The organism is Klebsiella sp. JN_Kp126, from assembly GCF_033843325.1.
Taxonomy (GTDB): Bacteria; Pseudomonadota; Gammaproteobacteria; order Enterobacterales; family Enterobacteriaceae; genus Klebsiella; species Klebsiella michiganensis.
In genome coordinates this window covers 20103-43471 of record NZ_JAWXQV010000056.1, presented here as the reverse complement: position 1 = coordinate 43471, position 23369 = coordinate 20103, and the positions used below count along the sequence as shown (strand labels likewise).

General features: G+C 58.5%; 18 protein-coding genes and 1 pseudogene. 11 read left to right on the top strand and 8 right to left on the bottom strand.

What is annotated here, in order from left to right; translation table 11 throughout:
* Positions 1–33: 33 nt before the first annotated feature.
* The 6 genes and pseudogenes from SIK97_RS12005 to SIK97_RS11980 form a co-directional block, all read left to right on the top strand.
* Positions 34–1167, top strand: a complete 1134-nt coding sequence (locus SIK97_RS12005) for an amidohydrolase/deacetylase family metallohydrolase (protein ID WP_057173305.1) — start codon at positions 34–36, stop codon at positions 1165–1167.
* Positions 1151–2269 (top strand): DgaE family pyridoxal phosphate-dependent ammonia lyase, encoded by a 1119-nt coding sequence (locus SIK97_RS12000; protein WP_032747656.1) that lies wholly within the window; start codon positions 1151–1153, stop codon positions 2267–2269. The genes SIK97_RS12005 and SIK97_RS12000 overlap by 17 nt, the downstream gene beginning before the upstream one ends.
* Positions 2266–3006 carry a 2-dehydro-3-deoxy-phosphogluconate aldolase gene (gene dagF / locus SIK97_RS11995; RefSeq protein WP_014227653.1) on the top strand — a complete coding sequence of 247 codons (741 nt, stop codon included), beginning with the start codon at positions 2266–2268 and terminating at the stop codon, positions 3004–3006. The genes SIK97_RS12000 and dagF overlap by 4 nt, the downstream gene beginning before the upstream one ends.
* Positions 3007–3093: 87 nt before the next feature.
* A complete protein-coding gene (locus SIK97_RS11990; RefSeq protein WP_032718870.1) occupies positions 3094–4245 on the top strand; it encodes a lactonase family protein in 1152 nt (383 codons plus the stop codon).
* Positions 4246–4267: 22 nt separating this feature from the next.
* Complete coding sequence (locus SIK97_RS11985; protein ID WP_057173304.1) at positions 4268–6178, top strand: BglG family transcription antiterminator; 1911 nt, start codon at positions 4268–4270, stop codon at positions 6176–6178.
* Positions 6179–6204: 26 nt separating this feature from the next.
* Positions 6205–6324, top strand: a pseudogene (locus SIK97_RS11980) (type II toxin-antitoxin system mRNA interferase toxin, RelE/StbE family); the annotation flags it as partial.
* Between the two features lie 7 nt (positions 6325–6331).
* On the opposite strand, the gene nrdG reads toward SIK97_RS11980, so the two are convergent.
* The 3 genes from nrdG to SIK97_RS11965 form a co-directional block, all read right to left on the bottom strand.
* Complete coding sequence (gene nrdG, locus SIK97_RS11975; RefSeq protein WP_014227659.1) at positions 6332–6796, bottom strand: anaerobic ribonucleoside-triphosphate reductase-activating protein; 465 nt, start codon at positions 6794–6796, stop codon at positions 6332–6334.
* 315 nt (positions 6797–7111) lie between these two features.
* Positions 7112–9250, bottom strand: a complete 2139-nt coding sequence (gene nrdD, locus SIK97_RS11970; RefSeq protein ID WP_032747666.1) for an anaerobic ribonucleoside-triphosphate reductase — start codon at positions 9248–9250, stop codon at positions 7112–7114.
* Between the two features lie 370 nt (positions 9251–9620).
* Positions 9621–10364 (bottom strand): MurR/RpiR family transcriptional regulator, encoded by a 744-nt coding sequence (locus SIK97_RS11965; protein ID WP_032750034.1) that lies wholly within the window; start codon positions 10362–10364, stop codon positions 9621–9623.
* Positions 10365–10624: 260 nt separating this feature from the next.
* Between SIK97_RS11965 and SIK97_RS11960 the strand changes: the two genes are divergently transcribed.
* From SIK97_RS11960 to celB, 3 genes are all read left to right on the top strand, one after another.
* A complete protein-coding gene (locus tag SIK97_RS11960) occupies positions 10625–10933 on the top strand; it encodes a PTS sugar transporter subunit IIB (protein ID WP_032747668.1) in 309 nt (102 codons plus the stop codon).
* 79 nt (positions 10934–11012) lie between these two features.
* Positions 11013–12302 carry a 6-phospho-beta-glucosidase gene (locus SIK97_RS11955; protein ID WP_057173303.1) on the top strand — a complete coding sequence of 430 codons (1290 nt, stop codon included), beginning with the start codon at positions 11013–11015 and terminating at the stop codon, positions 12300–12302.
* Positions 12303–12346: 44 nt separating this feature from the next.
* Positions 12347–13702: a PTS cellobiose transporter subunit IIC gene (gene celB, locus SIK97_RS11950; protein ID WP_014227664.1), complete on the top strand. Its 1356-nt coding sequence runs from the start codon at positions 12347–12349 to the stop codon at positions 13700–13702.
* Positions 13703–13821: 119 nt separating this feature from the next.
* Here the strand turns inward: celB and treC are convergent, their stop codons facing one another.
* The 3 genes from treC to treR form a co-directional block, all read right to left on the bottom strand.
* Positions 13822–15477, bottom strand: a complete 1656-nt coding sequence (gene treC / locus SIK97_RS11945; protein ID WP_057173302.1) for an alpha,alpha-phosphotrehalase — start codon at positions 15475–15477, stop codon at positions 13822–13824.
* Between the two features lie 54 nt (positions 15478–15531).
* The gene (gene treB / locus SIK97_RS11940; protein WP_014227666.1) at positions 15532–16950 is read right to left on the bottom strand and encodes a PTS trehalose transporter subunit IIBC; all 1419 of its coding nucleotides are present in this window, start codon (positions 16948–16950) and stop codon (positions 15532–15534) included.
* 128 nt (positions 16951–17078) lie between these two features.
* Positions 17079–18026: a trehalose operon repressor TreR gene (gene treR, locus SIK97_RS11935; protein WP_014227667.1), complete on the bottom strand. Its 948-nt coding sequence runs from the start codon at positions 18024–18026 to the stop codon at positions 17079–17081.
* Positions 18027–18206: 180 nt separating this feature from the next.
* Between treR and mgtL the strand changes: the two genes are divergently transcribed.
* Entirely contained in the window at positions 18207–18260 is a 54-nt protein-coding gene (gene mgtL, locus SIK97_RS29695; RefSeq protein WP_219539102.1) for a mgtA regulatory leader peptide MgtL, read from the top strand.
* Positions 18261–18404: 144 nt separating this feature from the next.
* Positions 18405–21113: a magnesium-translocating P-type ATPase gene (gene mgtA, locus SIK97_RS11930; RefSeq protein WP_032747673.1), complete on the top strand. Its 2709-nt coding sequence runs from the start codon at positions 18405–18407 to the stop codon at positions 21111–21113.
* Between the two features lie 67 nt (positions 21114–21180).
* Here the strand turns inward: mgtA and ridA are convergent, their stop codons facing one another.
* Together ridA and gbpA are read right to left on the bottom strand one after the other, a co-directional pair.
* Positions 21181–21567 (bottom strand): 2-iminobutanoate/2-iminopropanoate deaminase, encoded by a 387-nt coding sequence (ridA, locus tag SIK97_RS11925; RefSeq protein ID WP_009652347.1) that lies wholly within the window; start codon positions 21565–21567, stop codon positions 21181–21183.
* Positions 21568–21721: 154 nt separating this feature from the next.
* On the bottom strand, positions 21722–23185 hold the full coding sequence (gene gbpA, locus SIK97_RS11920; protein ID WP_057173301.1) for an N-acetylglucosamine-binding protein GbpA: 1464 nt from the start codon (positions 23183–23185) through the stop codon (positions 21722–21724).
* Positions 23186–23369 lie beyond the last annotated feature (184 nt).

Here is a 23369-nt window from a genome sequence, read left to right as displayed (position 1 = left end):
GCGCCTCGGCGCCCGCGTTAACAGGAGAGAGACATGTTTGATTTACTCCTGCGCCGTGCGCGCCTCGTCGACGATACCCTGACCGATATCGCCATCCGGGACGGTAAAATCGCGGCGCTTGGCGAGATTAGCGCGCCTGCGCGCAAAACCCTTGAGCTGGACGGTCGCTATTACGTCAGCGCAGGCTGGATTGACTCTCACGTTCACTGCTATCCGAACTCGCCGATTTACCATGATGAGCCGGACAGCGTGGGGGTTGCTACCGGCGTGACCACCGTGATTGACGCGGGCAGCACCGGCGCGGACGACGTGGATGATTTCAACCAACTGACCCGCAAAGCCGCGACCGAAGTTTACGCCCTGCTTAACATCTCCCGCGTCGGGCTGATTGCCCAGAATGAACTGGCCAATATGGCGAATATCGACGCGGAGGCGGTGAAGCAGGCGGTCAACCGCTACCCGAACTTTATCGTCGGCCTGAAGGCGCGGATGAGCAGCAGCGTGGTGGGGGAAAACGGCATTACGCCGCTGGCGCGCGCAAAGGCGATTCAGCAGGAAAACGGCGGCCTGCCGCTGATGGTGCATATCGGCAACAATCCGCCCGACCTGGATGAGATCGCCGACCTGCTGACCTCCGGCGACATCATTACCCACTGCTACAACGGTAAACCCAATCGTATCCTGATGCCGTCCGGCGAGCTGAAAAGCTCGATTTCTCGCGCGCTACAGCGCGGCGTGCGCCTTGATATCGGCCACGGCACCGCCAGCTTCAGCTTCGAGGTTGCGCGGCGGGCGATTGCTATGGGCATTCTGCCGCACACCATCAGCTCCGATATTTACTGCCGCAACCGTATCGACGGCCCGGTGCGATCGCTGGCGCTGGTGATGTCGAAATTCCTCGCCATTGGCATGTCGCTGCCGCAGGTCATTGACTGCGTGACCGCCAACGCCGCTGAAGGCCTGCGTCTTAGCCACAAAGGGCGGCTGGAAGTGGGTTACGACGCCGACCTGACGCTGTTTACCCTCGCGCAGACGCCAACGGTGCTGGTGGATGCGGAAAAAGAGAGCCTTCAGACCGACAAGATTCTGCTGCCGCTTGCCGCCGTTCGCGCGGGCAAGGGCTATCTGACCGAACAAGGGAGCGCGGAAAATGCCTTCGATTTTTGAGAAATATGATTTAAAACAGGTGATTAATACCTCCGGTCGTATGACCATTCTTGGCGTCTCCACGCCGCGGCCGGAAGTGGTGGACGCCGCGATGGCGGGGATGAACCAGTACTTCGAGATGAAAGATCTGGTCAATAAAACCGGCGCGTATATTGCGAAGCTGCTGGACGTGGAAGGGGCGACCGTCGTCTCCTGCGCCTCGGCGGGCATCGCCCAGTCGGTGGCGGCGGTGCTGGTAAAAGACAGCGACTGGCTGCTGGAAAACCTGCACGTGACGCCGATTGAAAACAACGAAATCGTGCTGCCTAAGGGTCATAACGTCAATTTTGGCGCGCCGGTGGGCACCATGGTGGCGCTGGGCGGCGGTAGGCTGGTGGAAGCGGGCTATGCCAATGAATGTTCCCCCGGGCAGCTGGCGGCGGCCATTACCCCGCGCACCGCGGCCATTCTGTATATCAAATCCCACCACTGCGTGCAGAAAAGCATGCTCAACGTGGCGCAGGCGGCAGCGGTGGCGCAGAGCCATAATCTGCCGCTGATTGTCGACGCGGCGGCGGAGGAAGACCTCCAGGCCTACTATCGCGCCGGCGCGGATCTGGTGATTTATAGCGGCGCGAAGGCGATCGAAGGGCCGACCAGCGGGCTGGTGATTGGCAAAACCCAATACGTTGAGTGGGTTAAACGCCAGTCGAACGGCATTGGCCGGGCGATGAAGGTGGGCAAAGAGGGGATCCTCGGCCTGACCTGCGCGATTGAGCACTATCTGACGGCGCGCAAAGAGAGCGGTGAAGAGATGGTGGCGAAGATGACGCCGTTTATTCAGCAGCTCAATACGCTCGATGGCGTCACCGCGCGGGTGGTCTGGGACAGCGCCGGCCGCGATATCGCGCGGGCGGAGATTAAGTTTGATGAAGCGGTGACCGGCGTCGATACCGGCGATCTGATCAATGCGCTGAAGCAGGGCGAATACGCCATCTACTTCCGTGGCTATAAAGCAAATGAAGGCATTATTGAAGCCGATGTCCGCAGCGTGAACGCGCAGCAGCTGGAGATTGTCTCCCGTCGCATCGCAGAAGTTTTGAACAAGGAGAAAAACGCATGAAACTGACCCCTAATTTTTATCGTGACCGCGTCTGCCTGAACGTGCTGGCGGGGAGCAAAGAGAACGCCAGCGAGATTTATGAGGCGGCGGAAGGTCATGTACTGGTGGGCGTGCTCTCCAAAAATTACCCGGACGTCGCCAGCGCGGTTGCCGATATGCGTGAATACGCGCAGCGGATTGATAACGCGCTCTCCGTGGGACTGGGCGCGGGCGACCCGAACCAGTCGGCGATGGTCAGCGAAATTTCGCGTCAGGTGCAGCCGCAGCACGTCAACCAGGTATTTACCGGCGTGGCGACCAGCCGCGCGCTGCTGGGGCAGAACGAAACCGTGGTTAACGGCCTGGTGTCGCCAACCGGTACGCCGGGAATGGTGAAGATCTCCACCGGCCCGCTCAGCAGCGGCGCGCCGGACGGCATCGTACCGCTGGAAACGGCGATTGCGCTGCTGAAAGATATGGGCGGCAGTTCGATTAAATATTTCCCGATGGGCGGGCTGAAGCATCGCGACGAGTTTATTGCGGTGGCCGAGGCCTGCGCCCGTCATGATTTCTGGCTGGAGCCCACCGGCGGGATCGATCTGGAGAACTACGGCGAGATCCTGCAGATCGCGCTGGACGCAGGGGTAAGTAAAATTATCCCGCATATCTACAGTTCGATTATTGATAAAGCCAGCGGTCACACCCGCCCGGCGGACGTGCGTCAGCTGCTTTCGATCACCAAACAGTTAGTAAAATAGCGCCGATTCTCCCTCACCCGGCCCTCTCCCCAACGGGGAGAGGGTTAGGGCGAAGGGAAACCGCCACCGAACCATCAAGGAGTCACCATGCCAACCGCTCGTCACCTGCTTGTTGCTTCACTCTCTCTGCTCGCCGCCGGCGCCGCTGCGCAAACCCAGTACGCCTGGGTCGGCACCTACAACCCCAATGGCGAAGGGCTGTATCGCTTTACCGTCGATAGCCAGACCGGGGCGCTGCGCGATAAAACGCTGGTCGGGACGCTGCCTGACCTGGCCCAGCTTACCGTCTCGGCGGATGGCAAAACCCTGTACGGCGCCAGCGAAGTGGAAAAGGGGGTGGTGCAGGCGTGGCGCATCGGCAGCAACGGTGAACTGAGCGAGCTGAATCAGGTCGCTTCCGGCGGCGCCGGGCCGGTTTATCTCTCCCTGACCCCCGATGGACGTCATCTGCTGGTGGCAAACTACGTCAGCGGCAGTATCGCCGTGCTGCCGGTGAAAGAAGATGGTAACCTGGGCGAGGCGGTGGATGTGCGTCAGGATCAAGGACCTGCGGGCGCGGAACGCCCGGCGGCAGCCGTCGAAGGCAGTTTTGCCATTAGCGATCATAACGGCCCCCACGCCCATATGATCGCCGCCGATCCCAGCGGTAAATTCGTTTACTCCACCGATCTCGGCCTGGACCGGATCTATCAGTACCGGCTGGATAGCGCCACAGGGAAGCTGACGCCGAACGATCCGCCGTTTATCGCGGCCTCATCTCCCGGCGCCGGACCGCGCCACTTTGTGTTTACGCCGCAGGGTGACGGACTATGGTTGATTAACGAAGAGGCGTCGACGCTCACTTTTTATCATCTCGATAAGCAAAGCGGCCTGCTGCGCGAGGGGAAAACGGTCTCGGCGCTGCCTGCAGAGTATAAGGGCACCAGCTTTGCCGCCGGCCTGGTCCTGAGCCGCGATGGCAAACAGCTGTACGTCGCCAACCGACTGCATAACAGTATCGCCCACTTTACGGTGCTGGCTGACGGCAGCCTGAGCCACCAGGACGATATCTGGACCCGCGGCGACTATCCGCGCACGCTGACGCTGGACAGTCAGGGACAGTGGCTGTACGTCATGAACCAGCGTAGCGACAACATCACCCGCTTTCGCGTCGCGCCGAAGGATGGCAGGCTGACGTTCTCTCCGGACTACACCCCGGTTGGCAGCCCGTCGCAGATGGTGATATCCGCTCAACCCTGAGCCGTAAGAAAAAGGAACTGACATGCGATTTCCCCATCAACGTTTAGCGCAGCTGTTTACTCTGTTGCAAAACGAAACGCTGCCGCAGGAGGAGCTGGCGCAGCGGCTGTCGGTTTCTACTCGCACGGTACGCGCGGACATCACCGCGCTGAACGCGCTGCTGCTGCACTACGGCGCGCAGTTTATCCTCACCCGCGGCAGCGGCTATCAGCTGGTGATTCACGATCCGACTCGCTATCAGACGCTGGAAGAGAGCGCGCCGAAAGCGCAGCATATCCCGCGAACCGCGGCGGATCGCATCCACTTTTTGCTGGTGCGCTTTTTAACTTCCGCGTTTTCTATCAAGCTGGAGGATCTGGCCGATACGTGGTTCGTCAGCCGCGCCACCTTACAGGGCGATATGGTTGACGTACGCGAGCGTTTTCAGCGTTATCAGCTCACCCTTGAGACCCGGCCGCGCCACGGCATGAAGCTGTTCGGCAGCGAGGTCTCCATTCGCGCCTGCCTGACCGATCTGCTGTGGGAGCTGAGCCAGCAGGGGCCGCTGAACCCGCTTATTGGCGAAGAGGCGTTTGACGCCAGCGTACCGACGCTGCTGGCCGGCGTGCTGCAGGAGACGTTAACCCGCCATCACGTGCGGCTGACGGACGCGGGGGAGCGCTTTATCTGCCTGTACGTCGCGGTTGCCGTGCGCCGCGTGAGCGAAGGGTATCCGCTGGCGGATTTTAGCGCCGAGGATGTGGGGCAAAACGTACGCGACGCCGCACGCGAGCTGGCAAACACGATGCAGCAGCTGGCGGGCAAACTGCTTGCTCCGGCGGAAGAGGAGTGGCTGTGCGTCCACCTTGCCGCCCGCCAGGTGCAGGACGTCGATCCGGGTACCATCAGCGCCGACGACGACGAAGCGCTGGTGAACTACATCCTGCGCTATATCAATCAGCAATATAACTACAATCTGCTGGACGATGCCCAGCTGCGTGCGGATTTACTGACCCATATTAAGACCATGATCACCCGCGTGCGCTACCAGATAATGATCCCCAACCCGCTTCTGGAAAATATCAAACAGCACTACCCCATGGCGTGGGACATGACCCTGGCGGCGGTATCGAGCTGGGGGAAATATACTCCCTACGCCATCAGCGAAAACGAGATCGGCTTTCTGGTGCTGCATATCGGCGTCGGGCTGGAGCGCCATTACAATATCGGCTATCAGCGTCAGCCGCAGGTGCTGCTGGTCTGCGATACCAGCAACGCGATGGTGCGGATGATTGAAGCCATCCTGCAGCGTAAGTATCCGCAGCTGGAAATTGCCGCCACCCTTTCGCAACGCGAATATGAACAGCGGGAAGAGATCGCGGAAGATTTTGTCATTTCCACCGTGCGCATCAGCGAGAAAGAGAAGCCGGTGGTCACCATTGCGCCGTTTCCTACCGACTACCAGCTCGACCAAATCGGCAAGCTGGTGCTGGTGGACCGCACGCGTCCCTGGATGCTGAATAAGTATTTTGATGAGGCCCACTTCCAGGTGATAGATACCCCGATGGATCAGCAGGCGCTGTTTGCCACGCTGTGCCAGCAGCTGCAGCAGGAGGGGTTTGTCGGAGCGGAGTTTCATGGGTCGGTGGTGGAGCGTGAGGCTATCGTCAGCACCATGCTCGGCGACGGGATCGCGCTGCCTCACGCCCTCGGCCTGCTGGCGAAAAAGACCGTGGTCTATACGGTTATCGCCCCGCACGGTATCGCCTGGGGCGACGAAACCGCGCATATCATCTTCCTGCTCGCCATCAGTAAAAGCGAGTATGAAGAGGCGATGGCGATCTACGATATTTTCGTCACCTTCCTGCGCGAACGCGCTATGACCCGCCTTGCCGCCACCCGCAGTTTTGCTGAGTTTAAAACGGTGGCCATGGAGTGCGTCAGCCGGTTTTGAGATGCGCAGCCAGAGTTCGAGCCGCGCGCGCTTCGGGATACCGACGGGTATATCAGGTTCGGGATGAGGTGGTGAGGGTTTATGTTATTGCTGTGGGAAAACGAGAGAAATTAGCCGTCTATCGGAACGTCCATAAACGGCTGTAGCGGGAGGCTATCTCAGGTGATGTACAACCTGGTTGCTGCTGCCGCGCCAGATCAGCGCCGGGTCTTTTAAGTCCTGCACAAATTTGCCATCAACCAGCACGTTGATGAGATCCACCACCTGCATCTGCGCGGCGTTAAGTTCGTCCAGCTTGTAGCCGGTCCACACCCAGATATCTTTGCCGGGGCACTCGGCGCGAACGCGCTGCACCAGCTTAAGGATCTCCGGGACGTTCTGCGGATGCAGCGGGTCGCCGCCGGAAAGCGTGATCCCCTGGCGCTTAACGCGAGTATCGTTGAGGTCAGCAATAATGCGGTCGGCCATCTCGGCGGTGAACGGCATGCCGGAGTTTAGCCGCCAGGTGCTCTTGTTATAGCAGCCGGGGCACTCGTGAACGCAGCCGGAAACGAACAGGGTGCAGCGAGTGCCCGGACCGTTAACGATATCTACCGGGTAATACTGATGGTAATTCATTTTTCGCTTCTCAATTAACGCCATAGCCGCGTTGGCTGCGCTCGCTCACCCCAGTCACGTACTTAATGTACGCTCCCGGGGATTCCCTCGTTTGCCGCCTTGCTCTGACGCGAATTGCTTTGCGAAAACGGAGGGGCTTTGCATTTGTAAAGGGAACGACTCCCGGCGTTGCTGCGCTCGGCCGGGCTACGAAGAGCCGCATACGCGGTTGTAGCCCGGATAAGGCGCTTTGCGCCGCGATCCGGGAACGGCTCGAGTGGCCGGCCGGTCCCCTCTCCCCGTTGGTGAGAGGGGGAGGGGCTAAACCACCCGGAATTAACCGATCTGCCCGTTGCCCAGGTGCTTAACCCGGCGCTTCACTTCTTCCTGCTTGCCGGCGTTGAACGGACGGGCGTCCGGGCTCCCGAGATAGCCGCACACGCGGCGGGTTACCGACACGCGGGAGGCATCGTGGTTGCCGCATTTCGGGCAGGTGAAGCCTTTGCTGGTGCATTCGAACTCACCGGTAAAGCCGCACTCGTAGCATTCGTCGATCGGCGTATTGGTTCCGTAATAGGGCACGTGCTGATAGCTGTAATCCCACACGTCTTCCAGCGCTCTCAGGTTGTGCTGAATATTCGGGTACTCGCCGTAGCAAATAAAGCCCCCGTTAGCCAGCGGCGGATAAGGCGCTTCAAAATCGATTTTATCGTACGGGTTTACCTTCTTCTCTACGTCAAGGTGGAAGCTGTTGGTGTAATACCCTTTATCGGTTACGCCTTCGATCACGCCGAACTCAGCGGTATCCAGACGGCAGAAGCGGTCGCAGAGGTTTTCGCTCGGCGTGCTGTACAGGCTAAAGCCGTAGCCCGTCTCGTCTTTCCACTGATCTACCGCTTCGCGCAGGCGCTGAACGATGGCGACGCCTTTCTCACGCAGCGCTGCGCTATCGTACATATGCTTGTTGCCGAACAGCGCGTTGATGGTTTCATGAATGCCGATATAGCCCAGCGAAATCGACGCGCGGCCGTTTTTGAAAATCTCAGAGACGTCGTCGTCCGCTTTCAGACGCACGCCGCAGGCGCCTTCCATATACAGAATCGGCGCCACGCGAGCCTTCACCCCTTCCAGACGGGCGATGCGGGTCATCAGCGCTTTACGCGCCAGCTGCAGGCGTTCGTCGAGAAGTTTCCAGAACTCAGTCTCGTCGCCACGGGCTTCCAGCGCGATGCGCGGCAGGTTGAGGCTGATAACGCCGAGGTTGTTGCGGCCATCGTGCACCTGTTCGCCGTCCTCGTTTTCCCACACGCCGAGGAAGCTGCGGCAGCCCATCGGGGTTTTGAACGAGCCGGTCACCTTCACGACCTGATCGTAGTTGAGGATATCCGGATACATGCGCTTGCTCGCGCACTCCAGCGCCAGCTGCTTAATATCGTAGTTCGCATCGCCAAACTTGTGGTTCAGACCGTCGCGAATGGCGAAGACCAGCTTCGGGAATACCGCCGTTTTACGGTTTTTACCGAGTCCCGCAATGCGGTTGCGCAGAATGGACTGCTGAATCAGACGCGATTCCCAACTGGTGCCGAGGCCGAAACCGAAGGTCACAAACGGCGTTTGGCCGTTGGCGGTATGCAGGGTGTTCACTTCATATTCCAGCGACTGGAAGGCGTCGTAGCACTCTTTCTCGGTGCGGGAACGGGCGTAGCCTTCGGCGTCGGGGATGTGCCACTCTTCGGCAATTTTACGGTGCTTATTGAAGCTTTCGGTAACAAACGGCGCCAGCACTTCGTCGATGCGGTTGATGGTCGTACCGCCATAAATATGGCTGGCGACCTGAGCGATAATCTGCGCCGTCACCGCGGTAGCGGTAGAGATCGACTTCGGCGGCTCAATCTCGGCGTTGCCCATTTTAAATCCCTGGGTCAGCATGCCTTTAAGATCGATCAGCATACAGTTGAACATCGGGAAGAACGGGGAGTAGTCGAGATCGTGATAGTGGATCACGCCGCGCTCGTGGGCCATGACCACGTCATGCGGCAGCAGGTGCTGGCGCGCGTAGTGCTTGGCGACGATGCCCGCCAGCAGATCGCGCTGGGTAGGGATGACTTTACTGTCTTTGTTGGCGTTCTCGTTGAGTAACGCCGAGTTGGTCTGCTCAACCAGGCCGCGAATTTCCTGGTTCAGACGACCGCGCTTTTCACGTTGGCTATCGCGGTCGTGGCGATATTCAATGTAGGCGCGCGCCAGCTGCTTGTAGGGACCGGACATCAGCTGGTTCTCAACGGCGGTCTGGATCTCGCTGATATCCACCTGAGCGCGGCCCTGCATTTGCTGGCTAACGACTTCTGCGACGGTGGCGCAATAGTCTGCGTCATCGACTCCCGCTGCTTTAGCTGCACGTAGAATTGCTTCATTAATGCGCTCTGACTTGAACGGCACTTTACAGCCATCGCGTTTCATCACATGCGGTGTCATGATCACTCCATAATTTTTTACAGAACAGGTTATCCACAGAGGCGGAAGGTCAACCGAAGTCCCGGGGCGCTGTAGCTGCCGCCGTTTCCCTCCGATCCCGGCCCTTTTTATCCACATCCCATCACCGCCTGAGTACGATGGGTGTGGTGACATAATAGACTATTAATACAATATGTGGGGCCGGGACGCATTTTAAGTTCTATATGTAGTGCTTTGCATCAAAGATGTTTGCAATTTTATTGATGCAGAACAAAGTAAAAAGAGGAGAGCAGGAATGATGGGCGCTTGCGCTTAATGTAAATTTATCCGCTTATAAAATAAGCAAAAATGGGGCCTGAACGCAGGAAATTCAGGCCCGAAAGGGATAACGTCAGGCGAGCAGCGCGTCGTTAAGCAGGTCAACCAGCAGCAGCAGGGCGTAACGCGCGGCCTGCGCATTCTCAGGCAGGGGCAGCAGCGCGGAGGCCATATTGCTCAACGCGTGGTTGGCGGGGGTGAGGGCGAAAATTGTCGCTTCCTGTACCCGGGCCAGCAGGGTCGCGCCCTGCAAAATCGCGTCGGCCTCGCCGGTTGCCAGCACCAGCAGGAGATGATCGTCGCTGAGGGTACTGGCGATCATCCGCATCAGGGCGCTGTCCTGGCAGAGATTCATCACGATCCCGATGGAGAGCAGCTGGTGCTGAAGCAGCGTCGCCAGCGCGATGTCCTGTGCGCCGAGGGCGAAACAGTGTACGGCGCGGGCATTTTGCAGGCGCGTGCGCAGCTTTTGCAGCGTTGATTCGGGCGTGCTCACCAGCTGCTGCTCAAGATGTGTGCTAATCAGGCTTAATTTGTCGCGCCACGCGACGGGCAGCGCGGCGCTCTCCTCGTTAAGCCAGCTGGTACGACGTTCGCAAGCCTGCGCCAGCTGCTTTCGCAAATCACGAATATCCTCGCAGCCGACGGAGCGGGCAAAGCGGGTAATTGTGGCTGCGCTCACGCCAGCGCGCACCGCCAGTTCATCAATCGAAGCGCTGGCGGTAAAACTTAAATTCTGCAGAATAAATGCCGCGACTCTTGATTCCTGAGCGCTAAAGCGTGTCATGCCTTCCTGTAACTGTCCTACGATATCCATGCTTTCAGCCTCTTTCTCCGCCACCGCCTGATTGAAAATATTTTTCAATTAATGAGGGCTTTTTATACCACGCAATCACGCACAATGCCTGAGATTATTGCCGCTTTCTCTTTTATGCCGGAGTCAAGAGGTGAAAAATAACGCTCCGATCACGTACGTGAAAAAAATTTTCATATAGCCTTCACCCATACCGGCACCTCGTCTTATAGTCGATGGTGTCTGTTTAGCGCTCGCTTACGCCAAATCCATTGGGAGGAATTATGCCACGTATCGTCCTGTGCTGCGCCGCCGGAATGTCCACCAGCATGCTGGTTAACAAAATGAAGGCCGAGGCGCAGCAGCGCGCGCTGGGGCTGGAGATTTACGCCGTACCCGTCGCCGAGTTTGAGCGCGAGTTGCCCAATGCCGACGTGATCTTACTGGGGCCACAGGTGAAGTACGAAGCCCCACGATTAACGGAGCTCGCTGCCCCGCACGGGAAAGCCGTGGCGGTGATCGACATGGCGGATTACGGCATGATGCGCGGGGCCGCCGTCCTCGATAAAGCGCTCGCTCTGCTGAACTCCTAACCCTTTCCCATCAACGCGTTCATTTCGCAACGCCGCTGCGGCCTTGCGCGGGGATCTGTACGCCAAAAATGAGGCCACTATGCAAACATTGAAAATTGCCGTCATCGGCGGCGGCAGCAGCTATACGCCGGAACTTATCGAAGGCATTATCCTTCGCCATCAGCAGATTCCGGTCACGGAACTGGCGCTGGTGGATGTCGAAGCCGGGCGCGAGAAAGTGGCGATTATCGCCGCGCTGACCCAGCGTATGCTAAAGCGCCATGGTCTTGAACAGGTGAAGGTCAGCGTGCATTTCGGTCTCGATGAGGCCATTCGCGGCGCTCAATTCGTGCTGACCCAGCTGCGGGTTGGGCAACTGGCGGCGCGGGCGGCGGATGAGCGGTTGGGGCTGAAGTACCATCTGCTGGGTCAGGAAACCACCGGCGTCGGCGGCTTTGCCAAAGCGCTGCGCACGATTCCGGTGATTTTACAGGTTGCCCGCAAGGTGGAAGCGCTGGCGCCCGACGCCTTTATCCTTAATTTTACCAATCCGGCAGGGATCGTGACGGAGGCGGTGAGCCGCTACAGCAGCGCGAAAATCATCGGCCTGTGCAACGTGCCCATCAATATGCAGCACATGATTGCCGGAATGCTGGACGCAAAAGAAGAGGAGGTCCGACTGAGCTTCGCCGGGCTGAATCATATGGTCTGGGTACACAAGGTGATGCAGGGGCGGGAAGAGGTGACCAGTAAGGTCATCGACATGCTGTGTAACGGTCAATCGCTCTCGATGAACAATATTCAATCGCTGCCGTGGCCGGCGGAGTTTCTGCGGGCCCTGAAGGCCATCCCCTGTCCCTATCATCGCTATTTCTGGCTGACGCCGGCGATGCTGGCGGAAGAGATTGAGGCGGCCAAAACCAAAGGCACCCGCGCGGAACAGGTGATGAAGGTGGAACAGGAGCTGTTTGATATCTATGCCCGGCCCGAGCTGGATGAAAAGCCCGAACAGCTGAGCTTCCGCGGCGGGGCGTACTACTCCGAAGTGGCGGTGGAGCTGATTAACGCCATCTACAACAATCTTGGCAAAGAGATGGTCGTCAACACCCGCAACAACGGCGCGATTCACGGCTTCGATGATGATGCGGTGGTGGAAATTAACAGCATTATTGACGCGCAGGGCGCACGACCGCTGGCCTTTGGCGCGCTGCCGCCGATCATGAACGGTCTGACGCAACAGGTGAAAGCCTTCGAGCGCTTGACGATTGAGGCCGCGGTCCACGGCTGCCGGGATAGCGCGCTGCTGGCGCTGGTGAGTAACCCGCTGGTCGGGAATGTGACCGATGCCCGGGCGCTGCTTGATGAGGTGTTAACCATCAACCGCCCCTAGTTAACGCAGTTTAACTAAACTTTTCCGCCTTCGGGGATACCACTATGTCTCGTACTTCATTTATTGAACGCTATGTCATGCCCGCCGCGCTGAAAATCGGCGGTCAGAAGCATGTCCTGTCGGTACGCGACGGCATTATTCTCAATATGCCGTTTATGCTGATTGGTTCGTTTTTCCTGATATTCGCCTACCTGCCGATTCCCGGCTACGGTGAGATGATGACCAGCGTGTTTGGCGATGCCTGGCGCGATAAGATGCTGTACCCGGTCAAAGCGACCTATGACATCATGGCGCTGCTCTCCGCGTTCGGCATTGCCTACCGCCTGGCGGAAAAATATCGCACCCTGGACCCGCTCAGCGCCGGGGCGATGTCGCTGGTGGCGTTTGTGATGACGATCCCCCAGGTGACGCTCTTTACGCCGGCAGACGGTTCGGCGGCGCAGCTTGTCAAAGGCGTGCTGCCGGTGGGGATGATTGGCAGCCAGGGGCTGTTTGTGGCGATTGTGATTTCGCTGCTTTCCACGGAGATCTACCGCCTGGTGGCCAGCCGTAATCTGGTGATCCGCATGCCGGAGGGCGTACCGCCCGCGGTGGCGAAATCTTTTCTCGCCCTGATCCCCGGCTTCTGCGTGCTGGCCGTGGTGCTGGCGCTGCGCCTGATCGTTGAAGCTTCGCCGTTCGGCGATATCAATAGCATGATTACCACCCTTATCGGTATTCCCATGTCGCACGTCGGCGGTTCGCTGCCGGGGATGATTATCTCGGTGATCCTGATTGGTATCCTGTGGACCCTGGGGCTGCACGGCGACACCATTGTGCTGGTGTTTATTCGCCCGGTCTGGCTGTCGAATATGTCGGAAAACCTGGAAGCGTTTCAGAATGGGCTGCCGATCCCGCATATCATCACCCAGCAGTTTTATGACCTGTGGATTGCGCCCGGCGGTACCGGAGCGCTGCTGGGGCTGGTGATTTTTATGCTGCTGCGCAGCCGTAGCCAGCAGATGAAACAGCTGGGGAAAATTGCCGCGCCGGGAGCGCTGTTCAATATCAGCGAGCCGATGGTATTCGGCATTCCGCTGGTGATGAACCCGTACTTCTTCCTGCCGTTTATTTTGACGCCGGTCCTGCTGGTGATTGTCTCGTATACTGCGATGGCCACCGGGCTGGTGATGAAGCCGGCGGGGATTGCGCTGCCGTTTACCACGCCTATTTTTATGAGCGGCTATCTGGCGACGGGAGGGCATATTTCCGGCGCGGTGCTGCAGGTGGTGAACCTGGCGATCTCGCTGGTGATCTACTATCCGTTCTTCCGGGCATGGGATCGCCTGAAGGCGAAAGAAGAGCAGGCGTCCGCGCAGCCGGAAGCCAGCGCGACGCTGTCTGCGGCCGATCGTATTTAAAGCATATTCCCGGAGGCGGCGCTTGACGCGCCTGTCCGGGCTACCGGCTCGCAGAAGATGGTGAACCTGTAGCCCGGGTAAGCGCAGCGCGACCCGGGACTCTCAGCGTAAGCCGTGGGTTACTCCTGCAGCCACCATACCGCTTCAAACGGACGCAGGGTCATATCGGCAGGGCGGTTCGCCGCCTCCGCGTAGTTGCTCATCAGCATCCGCCAGTCGCCGCTCATCGCTTCCGGCTGCCAGCGCTGGAACTCGCGGCTCAGGTTCGCCACGACCACCAGGGTTTGCCCCTGCCACTGACGGCGATAGCACCACAGCGACGGATGTTCCGGCAGCAGATCCTGATAGTCGCCCCAGGTCAGCACCGGCGTGCTCTTGCGCAGCGTAATCAGCTGCTGATAGGCATAAAACACCGATTCCGGGTTCGCCAGCGCCGCCTCGGCGTTAATCTCGCGATAGTTATCGCACAGCGCAATCCACGGCTCGCCGGCGGTGAATCCGCCGCCCTCACCGCTGTTCCATTGCATGGGCGTGCGGCTGTTATCGCGCGATTTGCTGGCCAGAATCGCCAACAGTTCATCCGCATCCCGGCCCTGCGCCGCGCGTTCGATAAACATGTTGTGGCTCTCAACGTCGCGATAATCGGTGATGCGCGTAAAGTGCGGGTTGGTCATGCCAATCTCTTCGCCCTGATAGATATAGGGCGTGCCCTGCATGCCGTGCAGCACCATCGCCAGCATTTTCGCCGCCGGGACGCGGTACTCCCCCTCGTCGCCGAAGCGGGAGACGATGCGCGGCTGGTCGTGATTACACCAGAACAGCGCGTTCCACGCGCGATTGTGCATCCCCTGCTGCCAGTGCCTGAACAGCGATTTCAAGGCTACAAAATCCGGGCGCGCCAGCGTCCACTTCTCGCCGCCGGGATAGTCCACCTTCAGATGGTGGAAGTTAAAGGTCATCGATAGCTCGCTGCCGTCGAGCGCCGCGTACTTCTGGCAATGCTCAAGCGTGGTGGAGGACATTTCGCCCACCGTCATCAGGTTGCGCGGGGTAAAGACATCGCGGCTCATCTCCTGCAAAAATTCGTGCGCTCGCGGACCATCGGTATAGAAGCGCCGGCCGTCGCCCGCGGTATCTGACGGGAAGGTCTGGTCTTTGGAGATAACATTGATCACGTCGAGGCGCAGGCCGTCGACGCCGCGATCGGCCCAGAATTCGCAGACTTTTTTCAGCTCCGCGCGCACCGCCGGATTTTCCCAGTTCAGATCCGCCTGCTCGACGGCGTACAGATGCAGATAGTACTGCTCGCTTTCGGCGTGCCACTGCCAGGCGTTGCCGCCAAACTTAGATTGCCAGTTGTTCGGCGGCGTGGTCGGTTCGCCGTCGCGCCAGATATAGAACTGACGATACGGGCTCTCTTTGTTGAGCGCTTCGCGGAACCAGGCGTGCTCGGTCGACGTGTGGTTCAGCACCATATCCAGCACGATACGAATTCCTCGCGCCTTCGCCTGGGCCACCAGCTCGTCGAAATCGTCGAGCGTGCCGTAGGCGGGATCGATAGCGGTATAGTTGGCCACATCGTAGCCGTTATCCACCTGCGGCGAGACGTAAAACGGCGTCAGCCAGATAGCGTCAACGCCGAGCTTTTGCAGATAGTCGAGGCGGGAGGTCACGCCGCGCAAATCGCCGGTGCCGGTCCCGGTGGTGTCCTGGAAACTCTTTGGATAGATTTGATAAATAACGCCGTTTTGCCACCAGAGGGGAAGGGTATTCATATTGCGTTCCTGCTACAAAAAAGGGGGGCGACAGCGCGCCCCGAAAATAAGACGTCAGACAATCTGTAAGGTGCCCTGGCGGAATTTGCGCTGGTAAACAACCGTTGTCAGGACAATCGGCACGACCACGGCGATAGCCATCGCCAGCGCGTAAACCTGCCAGTAGGTTGGTTGAATGGAGAGGATACCCGGCAGGCCGCCGACGCCGATGCCGTTGGCCATCACGCCGTTCAGTCCGCACAGCAGCCCGGCAAGACCGGAGCCGACCATCGCGCAGAGCATCGGGAAGCGGTATTTCAGGTTGATGCCGTACATGGCCGGTTCCGTCACGCCGAGGTAGGCGGAAATGGCGGCCGGAACGGAGATTTCGCGTTCGTTCTGTTTACGGCTGGCGATGATGATTCCCACCACCGCCGATGCCTGGGCGATGTTGGACAGCGCGATCAGCGGCCAGACCGGCGTACCGCCCATGCTTTGAATCATCTGCATATCGATGGCGAGCGTGGTCTGATGGACCCCGGTAATCACCAGCGGCGCGTACAGGAAGCCGAACAGCGCGGCGCCAATCGGCGCGAAGCTGCCGGTTAACAGATGACGCACGGCCCAGGCCACGCCGTCGCCAATCATGCGGCCAACCGGGCCGATAAAAGCGTGGGCGAGAAAGACCGCCAGGATCAGCGAACAGACCGGCACGATCACCAGATAGAGGTAGTCAGGCACGATGCGTTTCAGCCGCGTTTCGATAAAGCCGAGCGCCAGCCCCGCCATCAAGGCCGGGATCACCTGCGCCTGGTAGCCGACTTTCTCAATGGTGAACAGGCCGAAGTTCCATACTTCCGGCACCTGCTGGCCCAGCAGGTAGGCATTCATCAGCTGCGGAGAAACTAACGTAACGCCCAGCACGATGCCGAGGATTGGCGTGCCGCCCATTTTCTTTACCGCGGACCAGCAGATACCCACAGGCAGGTAGAAGAAGATCGCCTCGCCAATCAGCCACAGGAAGTCATAAAGGGTTTTCAGCGACGGGTGCATCTGCGCCAGCGTCTGGCCGTTGCTCATCGGCAGATCGCCGATCACGTTGCGGAAGCCTAAGATCAGGCCGCCGCTGATCAGCGCAGGCAGCAGCGGGAAGAAGATCTCTGCGAAGTGTGAAATGAGCTGTTCATGCCACTTCATATTCTGCCGCGCGGCTTTCTTGGCTTGTTCTTTATCGGCGCTGGCCTGGCCGGTGGTCGCCAGCAGCGCTTTATAGTAGTCGCCAACCTCGGTACCGATCACCACCTGGAACTGACCGGCGTTGGTAAAGCAGCCCTTCACCATGCGGAGCTGTTCAATTTCTTTCGGTTTGGCAATGGCTGGATTATTCAGCACAAAGCGCAGACGGGTAATACAGTGGCTGACGGTGGCGATATTGTCGCGCCCGCCCACCAGTTCGATAAGTTTATCGATGTCCTGCTGATTCACTTTACTCATGATGAGGCCTCATGACCGAGGGGAGAGGTTGCATTTAACTTGCATTGGATCCTACTCGCTCCGCTTGAATTGCAAAATGGGAACGTTCCCGAAACCCAGCGAAGATCACATAAATCGTTAAGACAGGCTTAATTCAGTACGGCGGGAATCACGATTTGACGGGGTTCACGGTTTCCGGCGATCTGCTCGATCAGCTGCTGCGCCGCCTGGCGTCCGGACTCGGCGTAGCCGGGATCGACCGTCAGGATCTCCGGGTGGAGAAACTTCATCAGCGGCGTGCTGCCGACGCTGGCGAGCTGGAGACGATCGATTCCCTGCTGCTGGAGATATTTGCTGGCTCCCAGCGCGAGGGTATCGGTGGCGCAGACCAGCGCGCTGGTTTCAGCCGACAGCACGCCGGCGACGTTTTCGTAGCCCTGCTTCATGCCCAGGCCCGGCAGCGCGGCGAGGGGCGTGAGGTGTTTTTTCTGGCAGAAATCAAGGTAGGCCTGGTGGCGGCGCTGCCCGGTGGTGATGTCGCTGTGCGGCACGCCGAGGAAACTGATGTGGCGATGCCCGCGATCGTACAGGCGCTGCATCAGCATCCTGATCGATCCTTCATCGTCATAGCAGACGGAGGCGATGCCCGGCGCGTCGCGGGCCAGCAGCACCAGCGTCTCTCGCCACGGGGTGAGCATCTCTTCATGGATGCCGGTGAAACCAAACAGCACCACGCCGTCGATATTGCGCCGGGCGAGCATGCCGAGATGCTCCTCGACCAGCGCCGGGGAGAACTGGCTCTCCATCATAATCGGATCGTAGCCCTGAGCGTAAAAGGCGGGAAGCATGGTCTGTACGGCGAGGTTTTCCGACAGCGAATCCAGACGGGTGACGATGATCGCCACCACTTTATCGCTCTGGCCGCGCATCGCCCTGGCGGAACGTGAGGGCGAAAACCCGTGCTGCTGCATCACCGCTTCAACGCGCTCACGCGTGCGTTCGCTGACGCCGCTTTCGTTGTTAAGCACGCGCGATACCGTCGATTTCCCGACGCCGCTTAAGCGTGCGATATCTTTGATGGTCAGCCGGTTTTGCATGCAGGGTTCTCGTTGTGGTCCGCTTAAAGTGAGCCTAATGCTACTCAACGAAACCACAATGAGCAAAGTCTGGTTTACGTCTGGTTTAGTTGCCCGGGGGTATTATCGCCATAATAGCCACAAATAGATTATCGGCGACGGTATAATTCGCGCCGTTTGTATTCATTTACCGGAGATTTTATGGACCCCGATCCCACTCCTCATCCTCGATGGAGCCCCCTTTTTTTCCGGTAAATCTGCGTAGCGCTGCTTTACCGGAAGCGTAAAGCAGCGATGTCTTTGACGTCCCTGCCATAAAAATAACATGCCTGACAGGTAAGGTTGACTCGCGCCTGTCGGTAGCCTGCGTTCGCTCGCGCGAGCGCGGAGGGACTGTTTATGTTTAAAAATTTTACCCGCCAGCTGTTTGCCCAGCTTGGCCGTCATTTGCCGCGTCGTTTAGTACAACGCGATCCGCTACCCGATGCCCGCAATCTGGCGAGCGCGCCGATCCCGGACTCCCTCGGCAAGCAGTGCCTGGACGTGGCGGCAATGGATGAGAATGAAATCTGGCGCGCCTTCGCCAGCCATCCGGAAGGGCTAAATGCAGGCGAAGTGGCGCAGAAAATCGCGCAGTATGGCGAAAACCAGATCCCGGCGCAGAAGCCGTCGCCGTGGTGGGTGCATCTTTGGAGCTGCTACCGCAACCCCTTCAACCTGCTGCTGACCGTTCTGGGTATCGTCTCCTACTCAACGGAAGATCTGTTTGCCGCCGCGGTTATCGCCCTGATGGTGGGGATCTCCACGCTGCTGAACTTTATTCAGGAAGCCCGTTCAACTAAAGCGGCGGACGCCCTGAAGGCGATGGTCAGCAACACCGCGACGGTCCTGCGGGTGGTGAACGAACAGGGCGAGAGCCGCTGGTGCGAGCTGCCCATCGACCAGCTGGTGCCGGGGGATATCGTCAAGCTATCGGCGGGAGACATGATCCCGGCAGACCTGCGCGTCATTCAGGCGCGCGACCTGTTTGTCGCTCAGGCCTCGCTGACCGGTGAATCGCTGCCGGTGGAAAAAGTGGCCCGCACCCGCGACCCGCTGCAGGCAAACCCGCTGGAGTGCGACACCCTGTGCTTTATGGGCACCAACGTGGTCAGCGGTTCGGCGCAGGCGATTGTTTTCGCTACCGGCGGCGGCACCTGGTTTGGCCAGCTGGCTGGCCGCGTCAGCGAGCAGGAAAGCGAGCCGAACGCCTTTCAGAAAGGCATCAGCCGGGTCAGCATGCTGCTGATCCGCTTTATGCTGGTGATGACCCCGATCGTGCTGCTGATTAACGGCTACACCAAAGGCGACTGGTGGGAGGCGGCGCTGTTCGCGCTCTCCGTCGCGGTGGGCCTGACCCCGGAAATGCTGCCGATGATCGTCACCTCGACCCTGGCGCGCGGGGCGGTGAAGCTGTCGAAACAGAAAGTGATCGTCAAGCACCTGGACGCGATACAGAACTTTGGCGCTATGGACATCCTGTGCACCGATAAAACTGGCACCCTGACGCAGGATAAAATCGTGCTGGAGAACCACACCGATGTCTCCGGCAAGGTGAGCGAACGCGTGCTGCATACGGCCTGGCTGAACAGCCACTATCAGACCGGGCTGAAGAATCTGCTCGATACCGCGGTGCTGGAGGGCGTCGAGCTGGAGTCAGCGCGCGGGCTGGCGGAACGCTGGCAGAAAGTCGATGAGATCCCGTTCGATTTTGAGCGTCGCCGCATGTCGGTGGTGGTGCAGGAGCAGGACAATGTCCATCAGCTGATCTGCAAGGGGGCGCTGCAGGAGATCCTCAACGTCTCGACCCAGGTGCGCTATAACGGCGACATCGTACCGCTGGACGACACCATGCTGCGGCGCATCCGTCGCGTAACCGACACCCTCAACCGTCAGGGACTGCGCGTAGTGGCGGTGGCGACGAAGTACCTGCCCGCCCGCGAAGGCGACTACCAGCGCGCGGATGAGTCAGACCTGATCCTCGAAGGCTATATCGCCTTCCTCGATCCGCCGAAAGAGACCACCGCCCCGGCGCTGAAGGCGCTGAAGGCCAGCGGTATTACGGTCAAAATCCTGACCGGCGACAGCGAGCTGGTGGCGGCGAAAGTCTGCCATGAAGTGGGGCTGGACGCGGGTGACGTGGTTATCGGCAGCCAGGTTGAAGCGCTGAATGATGATGAGCTGGCCGAGCTGGCAAAACGTACCACCCTGTTTGCTCGCCTGGCGCCGCTGCACAAAGAGCGTATCGTGACCCTGCTGAAACGCGAAGGACACGTGGTGGGTTTTATGGGCGACGGCATTAACGACGCTCCGGCGCTGCGCGCGGCGGATATCGGTATTTCCGTCGACGGCGCGGTGGATATCGCCCGCGAGGCGGCGGATATCATCCTGCTGGAGAAGAGCCTGATGGTGCTGGAAGAGGGGGTTATTGAAGGCCGCCGGACCTTCGCCAATATGCTCAAGTACATCAAAATGACCGCCAGCTCCAACTTCGGTAACGTCTTCAGCGTGCTGGTCGCCAGCGCCTTCCTGCCGTTCCTGCCGATGCTGCCGCTGCATCTGCTGATCCAGAACCTGCTGTACGATGTCTCCCAGGTCGCCATTCCGTTTGATAACGTGGACGATGAGCAGATCCGTAAACCGCAGCGCTGGAACCCGGCGGATCTCGGCCGCTTTATGGTCTTCTTTGGGCCAATTAGTTCGATATTCGATATTCTGACGTTCTGCCTGATGTGGTGGGTGTTCCACGCCAACACGCCGGAACATCAGACCCTGTTCCAGTCCGGCTGGTTCGTGGTTGGCCTGCTGTCGCAGACGCTGATTGTGCATATGATCCGTACGCGGCGGATCCCGTTTATCCAGAGCCGCGCGGCCTGGCCGCTGATCGTGATGACGCTGCTGGTGATGGTGGTGGGGATTGCGCTGCCGTTCTCGCCGCTGGCGGGCTACCTGCAGCTTCAGGCGCTGCCGCTCAGCTACTTCCCATGGCTGATTGCGATCCTTGCGGGCTATATGACGCTAACCCAGATGGTCAAAGGCTTCTACAGCCGCCGCTACGGCTGGCAGTGAGCGAGGCGCTTTACCTGCAGAAACAACAAAGGCAGCCACGGGCTGCCTTTGTTCATACTGTCTACGATTAGCGACGAATGGCGATCGCTTCGATCTCAATTTTTACGTCTTTCGGCAGACGCGCCACTTCCACGCAGGAGCGCGCCGGGAAGGTGGCGTTGTGCTCGGTGAAGAAGGCTTCATAGGTGGCGTTAACGGTGGCGAAATCGTTGAGGTCTTTGACGAAAACGGTGGTTTTAACGATATCGCCCACTTTCAGGCCCGCGGCTTCGACGATAGCTTTCACGTTCTCCAGAGACTGACGCGCCTGAGCGGCGACATCTTCCGGCACGCTACCGGTTTTCGGGTCTACCGGGATCTGGCCGGAAGTGATGATCATGTTACCCAGATCAACGCCCTGAACGTACGGGCCGATGGCTGCTGGCGCATTTTCCGTCGCGATAGTTTTAGACATGAGTTCTCCTGAAATATGTGAATGTAATCTGACTGGCGTGGGTCATTATAAAGAGTGCTGGCTGCTTTATCATTAAGCAGGCCGCATTTTGCGAAGGAGAAAAGCGGATAACGCAGCGCGCTATCCGCATAAGGCGTGAGCCTGAAGGATGAAGTTAGTGGGTGACTTCCGTCCATGCTTTGGCCCAGTCAGAACCTGTACCCGGTTCGAACTGAGTGGCGTACTGGCTCCACTGCACGCAGTAGCCGCTGTAGGGGAACGGGCGACATTGGTACACTTTGCCGTTTTTAGGCTGCATGACCTTCGTTCCCGCCTTATAGCTTTTCAGGTTATCCGGGAAGGTATAGTCGTAGTTTCCCGCAGGCGCAGGCGTCGGATCCGGCTGAACCGTACTCTCTTCCAGCATCAGGTCAATGACCCCCTGGCTGAGGGTGGCGCCCTGCGCATTGCTGGCTGAGTAGCGCAGCATATGATGACCTGCCTGAACGTTGGTCAGCGGAATAGATACCGTCAGGGAGCGATTATCTATCGTCTGCTGAATGCTCCCTTTCTGCGTGCCCGCATGGTCGTTGACGGTGGCGGTGAGATGCATTTTGCCGCTGGCCGTGGCGTTGAACGTCACCGTCGCTTTCCCGTTGGCGATTTTGGTTGCGTTAACGTTGGCGACGCTCAGGGATTCTTCCACGATATCGTCTGACTGCGACTCGGCGTAGGTCAGCGTAACGCTTTGAACGGTGCTGTCTTTTGGCACATACACCTGGTTAACGCCGTGGAGGGGGGTAATGTTGCCATCACTCCCTTTTACCCCGGCGCGCAGCTTGCCCTGGTGCGCGGTATTAATAGCTTCAGCCAGATCGTAAGACCACTGGCTGCTTTTTCCTTGCGCTTCGCTGGCGATGGTCAATTCCGTTTGTAGCGAATGAACTTCACCGCTCGCGTTAAAGAAATGGGCAATGACTTTATCTCCCGCATGCAGATCTTTCCCGCTAAGCTGGCCGGCGAGCTGCGTTGTCCAGAGGGATTCATTCTCCGTTTCATCGCTGGCGCCGCCGAAATCAACGTCAATGGCCTGATAAAAACTATTTGCCGTATCGGCAATTTCCCAGACGGCATAAATAACCTGATAGCCGGTGCGATCGGGTACATTACAGGAGTGCGTGACCTGTACAGCCGGCGTCGTGCCATTACCGTCGATTTGACAAAATGGCTTAGTTTCAAAATCGCTGCGCGTCAGCGGCTTATTTTGATCCCAGTTCTGTTTGGTAATGTAATAACGCCAGTTAGTCGTTCTATGCGGCGCAGAATGGTGCCAGACGAAATTATTTTTACCGCTCTTTATCGTGGTTTTCGCCCAGCGAGTCGGGCTCTGGCTATCCAGCTGCGAGAAGTTGCTTTTACCCGCGCTGGCCAGTTTACCATCAGGCGGCATTGCCCCTTCAGGAAAACCGCTCGCTTGCTCGACGCTTTGCGGTTCCCACTGCACCGAACCGCAGTCGGTGTTTTTCCCTAAATGACATTGGTACGCCCGACTTGGCGGCGATTCCACATAGCCGTGCGCCAATGCTGAGGAGGTAAATAATAATGTTGCTGTATATAACGATATTTTTTTCACTTTCATAATTCATCCTGTGAACATTGATTAAATAATGGAAAACGCACTGGAGTGTATGAAGGGAAAAATTCAGGTTCAATAGCAGTGATATTTAATGATTAATCTCATTGTTTGTTATTTTTAATTATGAGGCGTGTTGATGAGAAATTGATGAATGTTGATTATCTGACCCGTGGTCAGTGAGTTGACG

Bases quoted from the DNA above. Each gene is read 5' to 3' on its own strand.
- dagF (WP_014227653.1), top strand. From the start codon at position 2,266: ATGAAACTGACCCCTAATTTTTATCGTGACCGCGTCTGCCTGAACGTG.
- gbpA (WP_057173301.1), bottom strand. From the start codon at position 23,185: ATGAAAGTGAAAAAAATATCGTTATATACAGCAACATTATTATTTACC.
- SIK97_RS12000 (WP_032747656.1), top strand. From the start codon at position 1,151: ATGCCTTCGATTTTTGAGAAATATGATTTAAAACAGGTGATTAATACC.
- SIK97_RS11955 (WP_057173303.1), top strand. From the start codon at position 11,013: ATGCAAACATTGAAAATTGCCGTCATCGGCGGCGGCAGCAGCTATACG.
- SIK97_RS11985 (WP_057173304.1), top strand. From the start codon at position 4,268: ATGCGATTTCCCCATCAACGTTTAGCGCAGCTGTTTACTCTGTTGCAA.
- SIK97_RS11965 (WP_032750034.1), bottom strand. From the start codon at position 10,364: ATGGATATCGTAGGACAGTTACAGGAAGGCATGACACGCTTTAGCGCT.
- treR (WP_014227667.1), bottom strand. From the start codon at position 18,026: ATGCAAAACCGGCTGACCATCAAAGATATCGCACGCTTAAGCGGCGTC.
- nrdD (WP_032747666.1), bottom strand. From the start codon at position 9,250: ATGACACCGCATGTGATGAAACGCGATGGCTGTAAAGTGCCGTTCAAG.
- celB (WP_014227664.1), top strand. From the start codon at position 12,347: ATGTCTCGTACTTCATTTATTGAACGCTATGTCATGCCCGCCGCGCTG.
- nrdG (WP_014227659.1), bottom strand. From the start codon at position 6,796: ATGAATTACCATCAGTATTACCCGGTAGATATCGTTAACGGTCCGGGC.
- SIK97_RS11990 (WP_032718870.1), top strand. From the start codon at position 3,094: ATGCCAACCGCTCGTCACCTGCTTGTTGCTTCACTCTCTCTGCTCGCC.
- treB (WP_014227666.1), bottom strand. From the start codon at position 16,950: ATGAGTAAAGTGAATCAGCAGGACATCGATAAACTTATCGAACTGGTG.
- mgtA (WP_032747673.1), top strand. From the start codon at position 18,405: ATGTTTAAAAATTTTACCCGCCAGCTGTTTGCCCAGCTTGGCCGTCAT.
- ridA (WP_009652347.1), bottom strand. From the start codon at position 21,567: ATGTCTAAAACTATCGCGACGGAAAATGCGCCAGCAGCCATCGGCCCG.
- treC (WP_057173302.1), bottom strand. From the start codon at position 15,477: ATGAATACCCTTCCCCTCTGGTGGCAAAACGGCGTTATTTATCAAATC.
- SIK97_RS12005 (WP_057173305.1), top strand. From the start codon at position 34: ATGTTTGATTTACTCCTGCGCCGTGCGCGCCTCGTCGACGATACCCTG.
- SIK97_RS11960 (WP_032747668.1), top strand. From the start codon at position 10,625: ATGCCACGTATCGTCCTGTGCTGCGCCGCCGGAATGTCCACCAGCATG.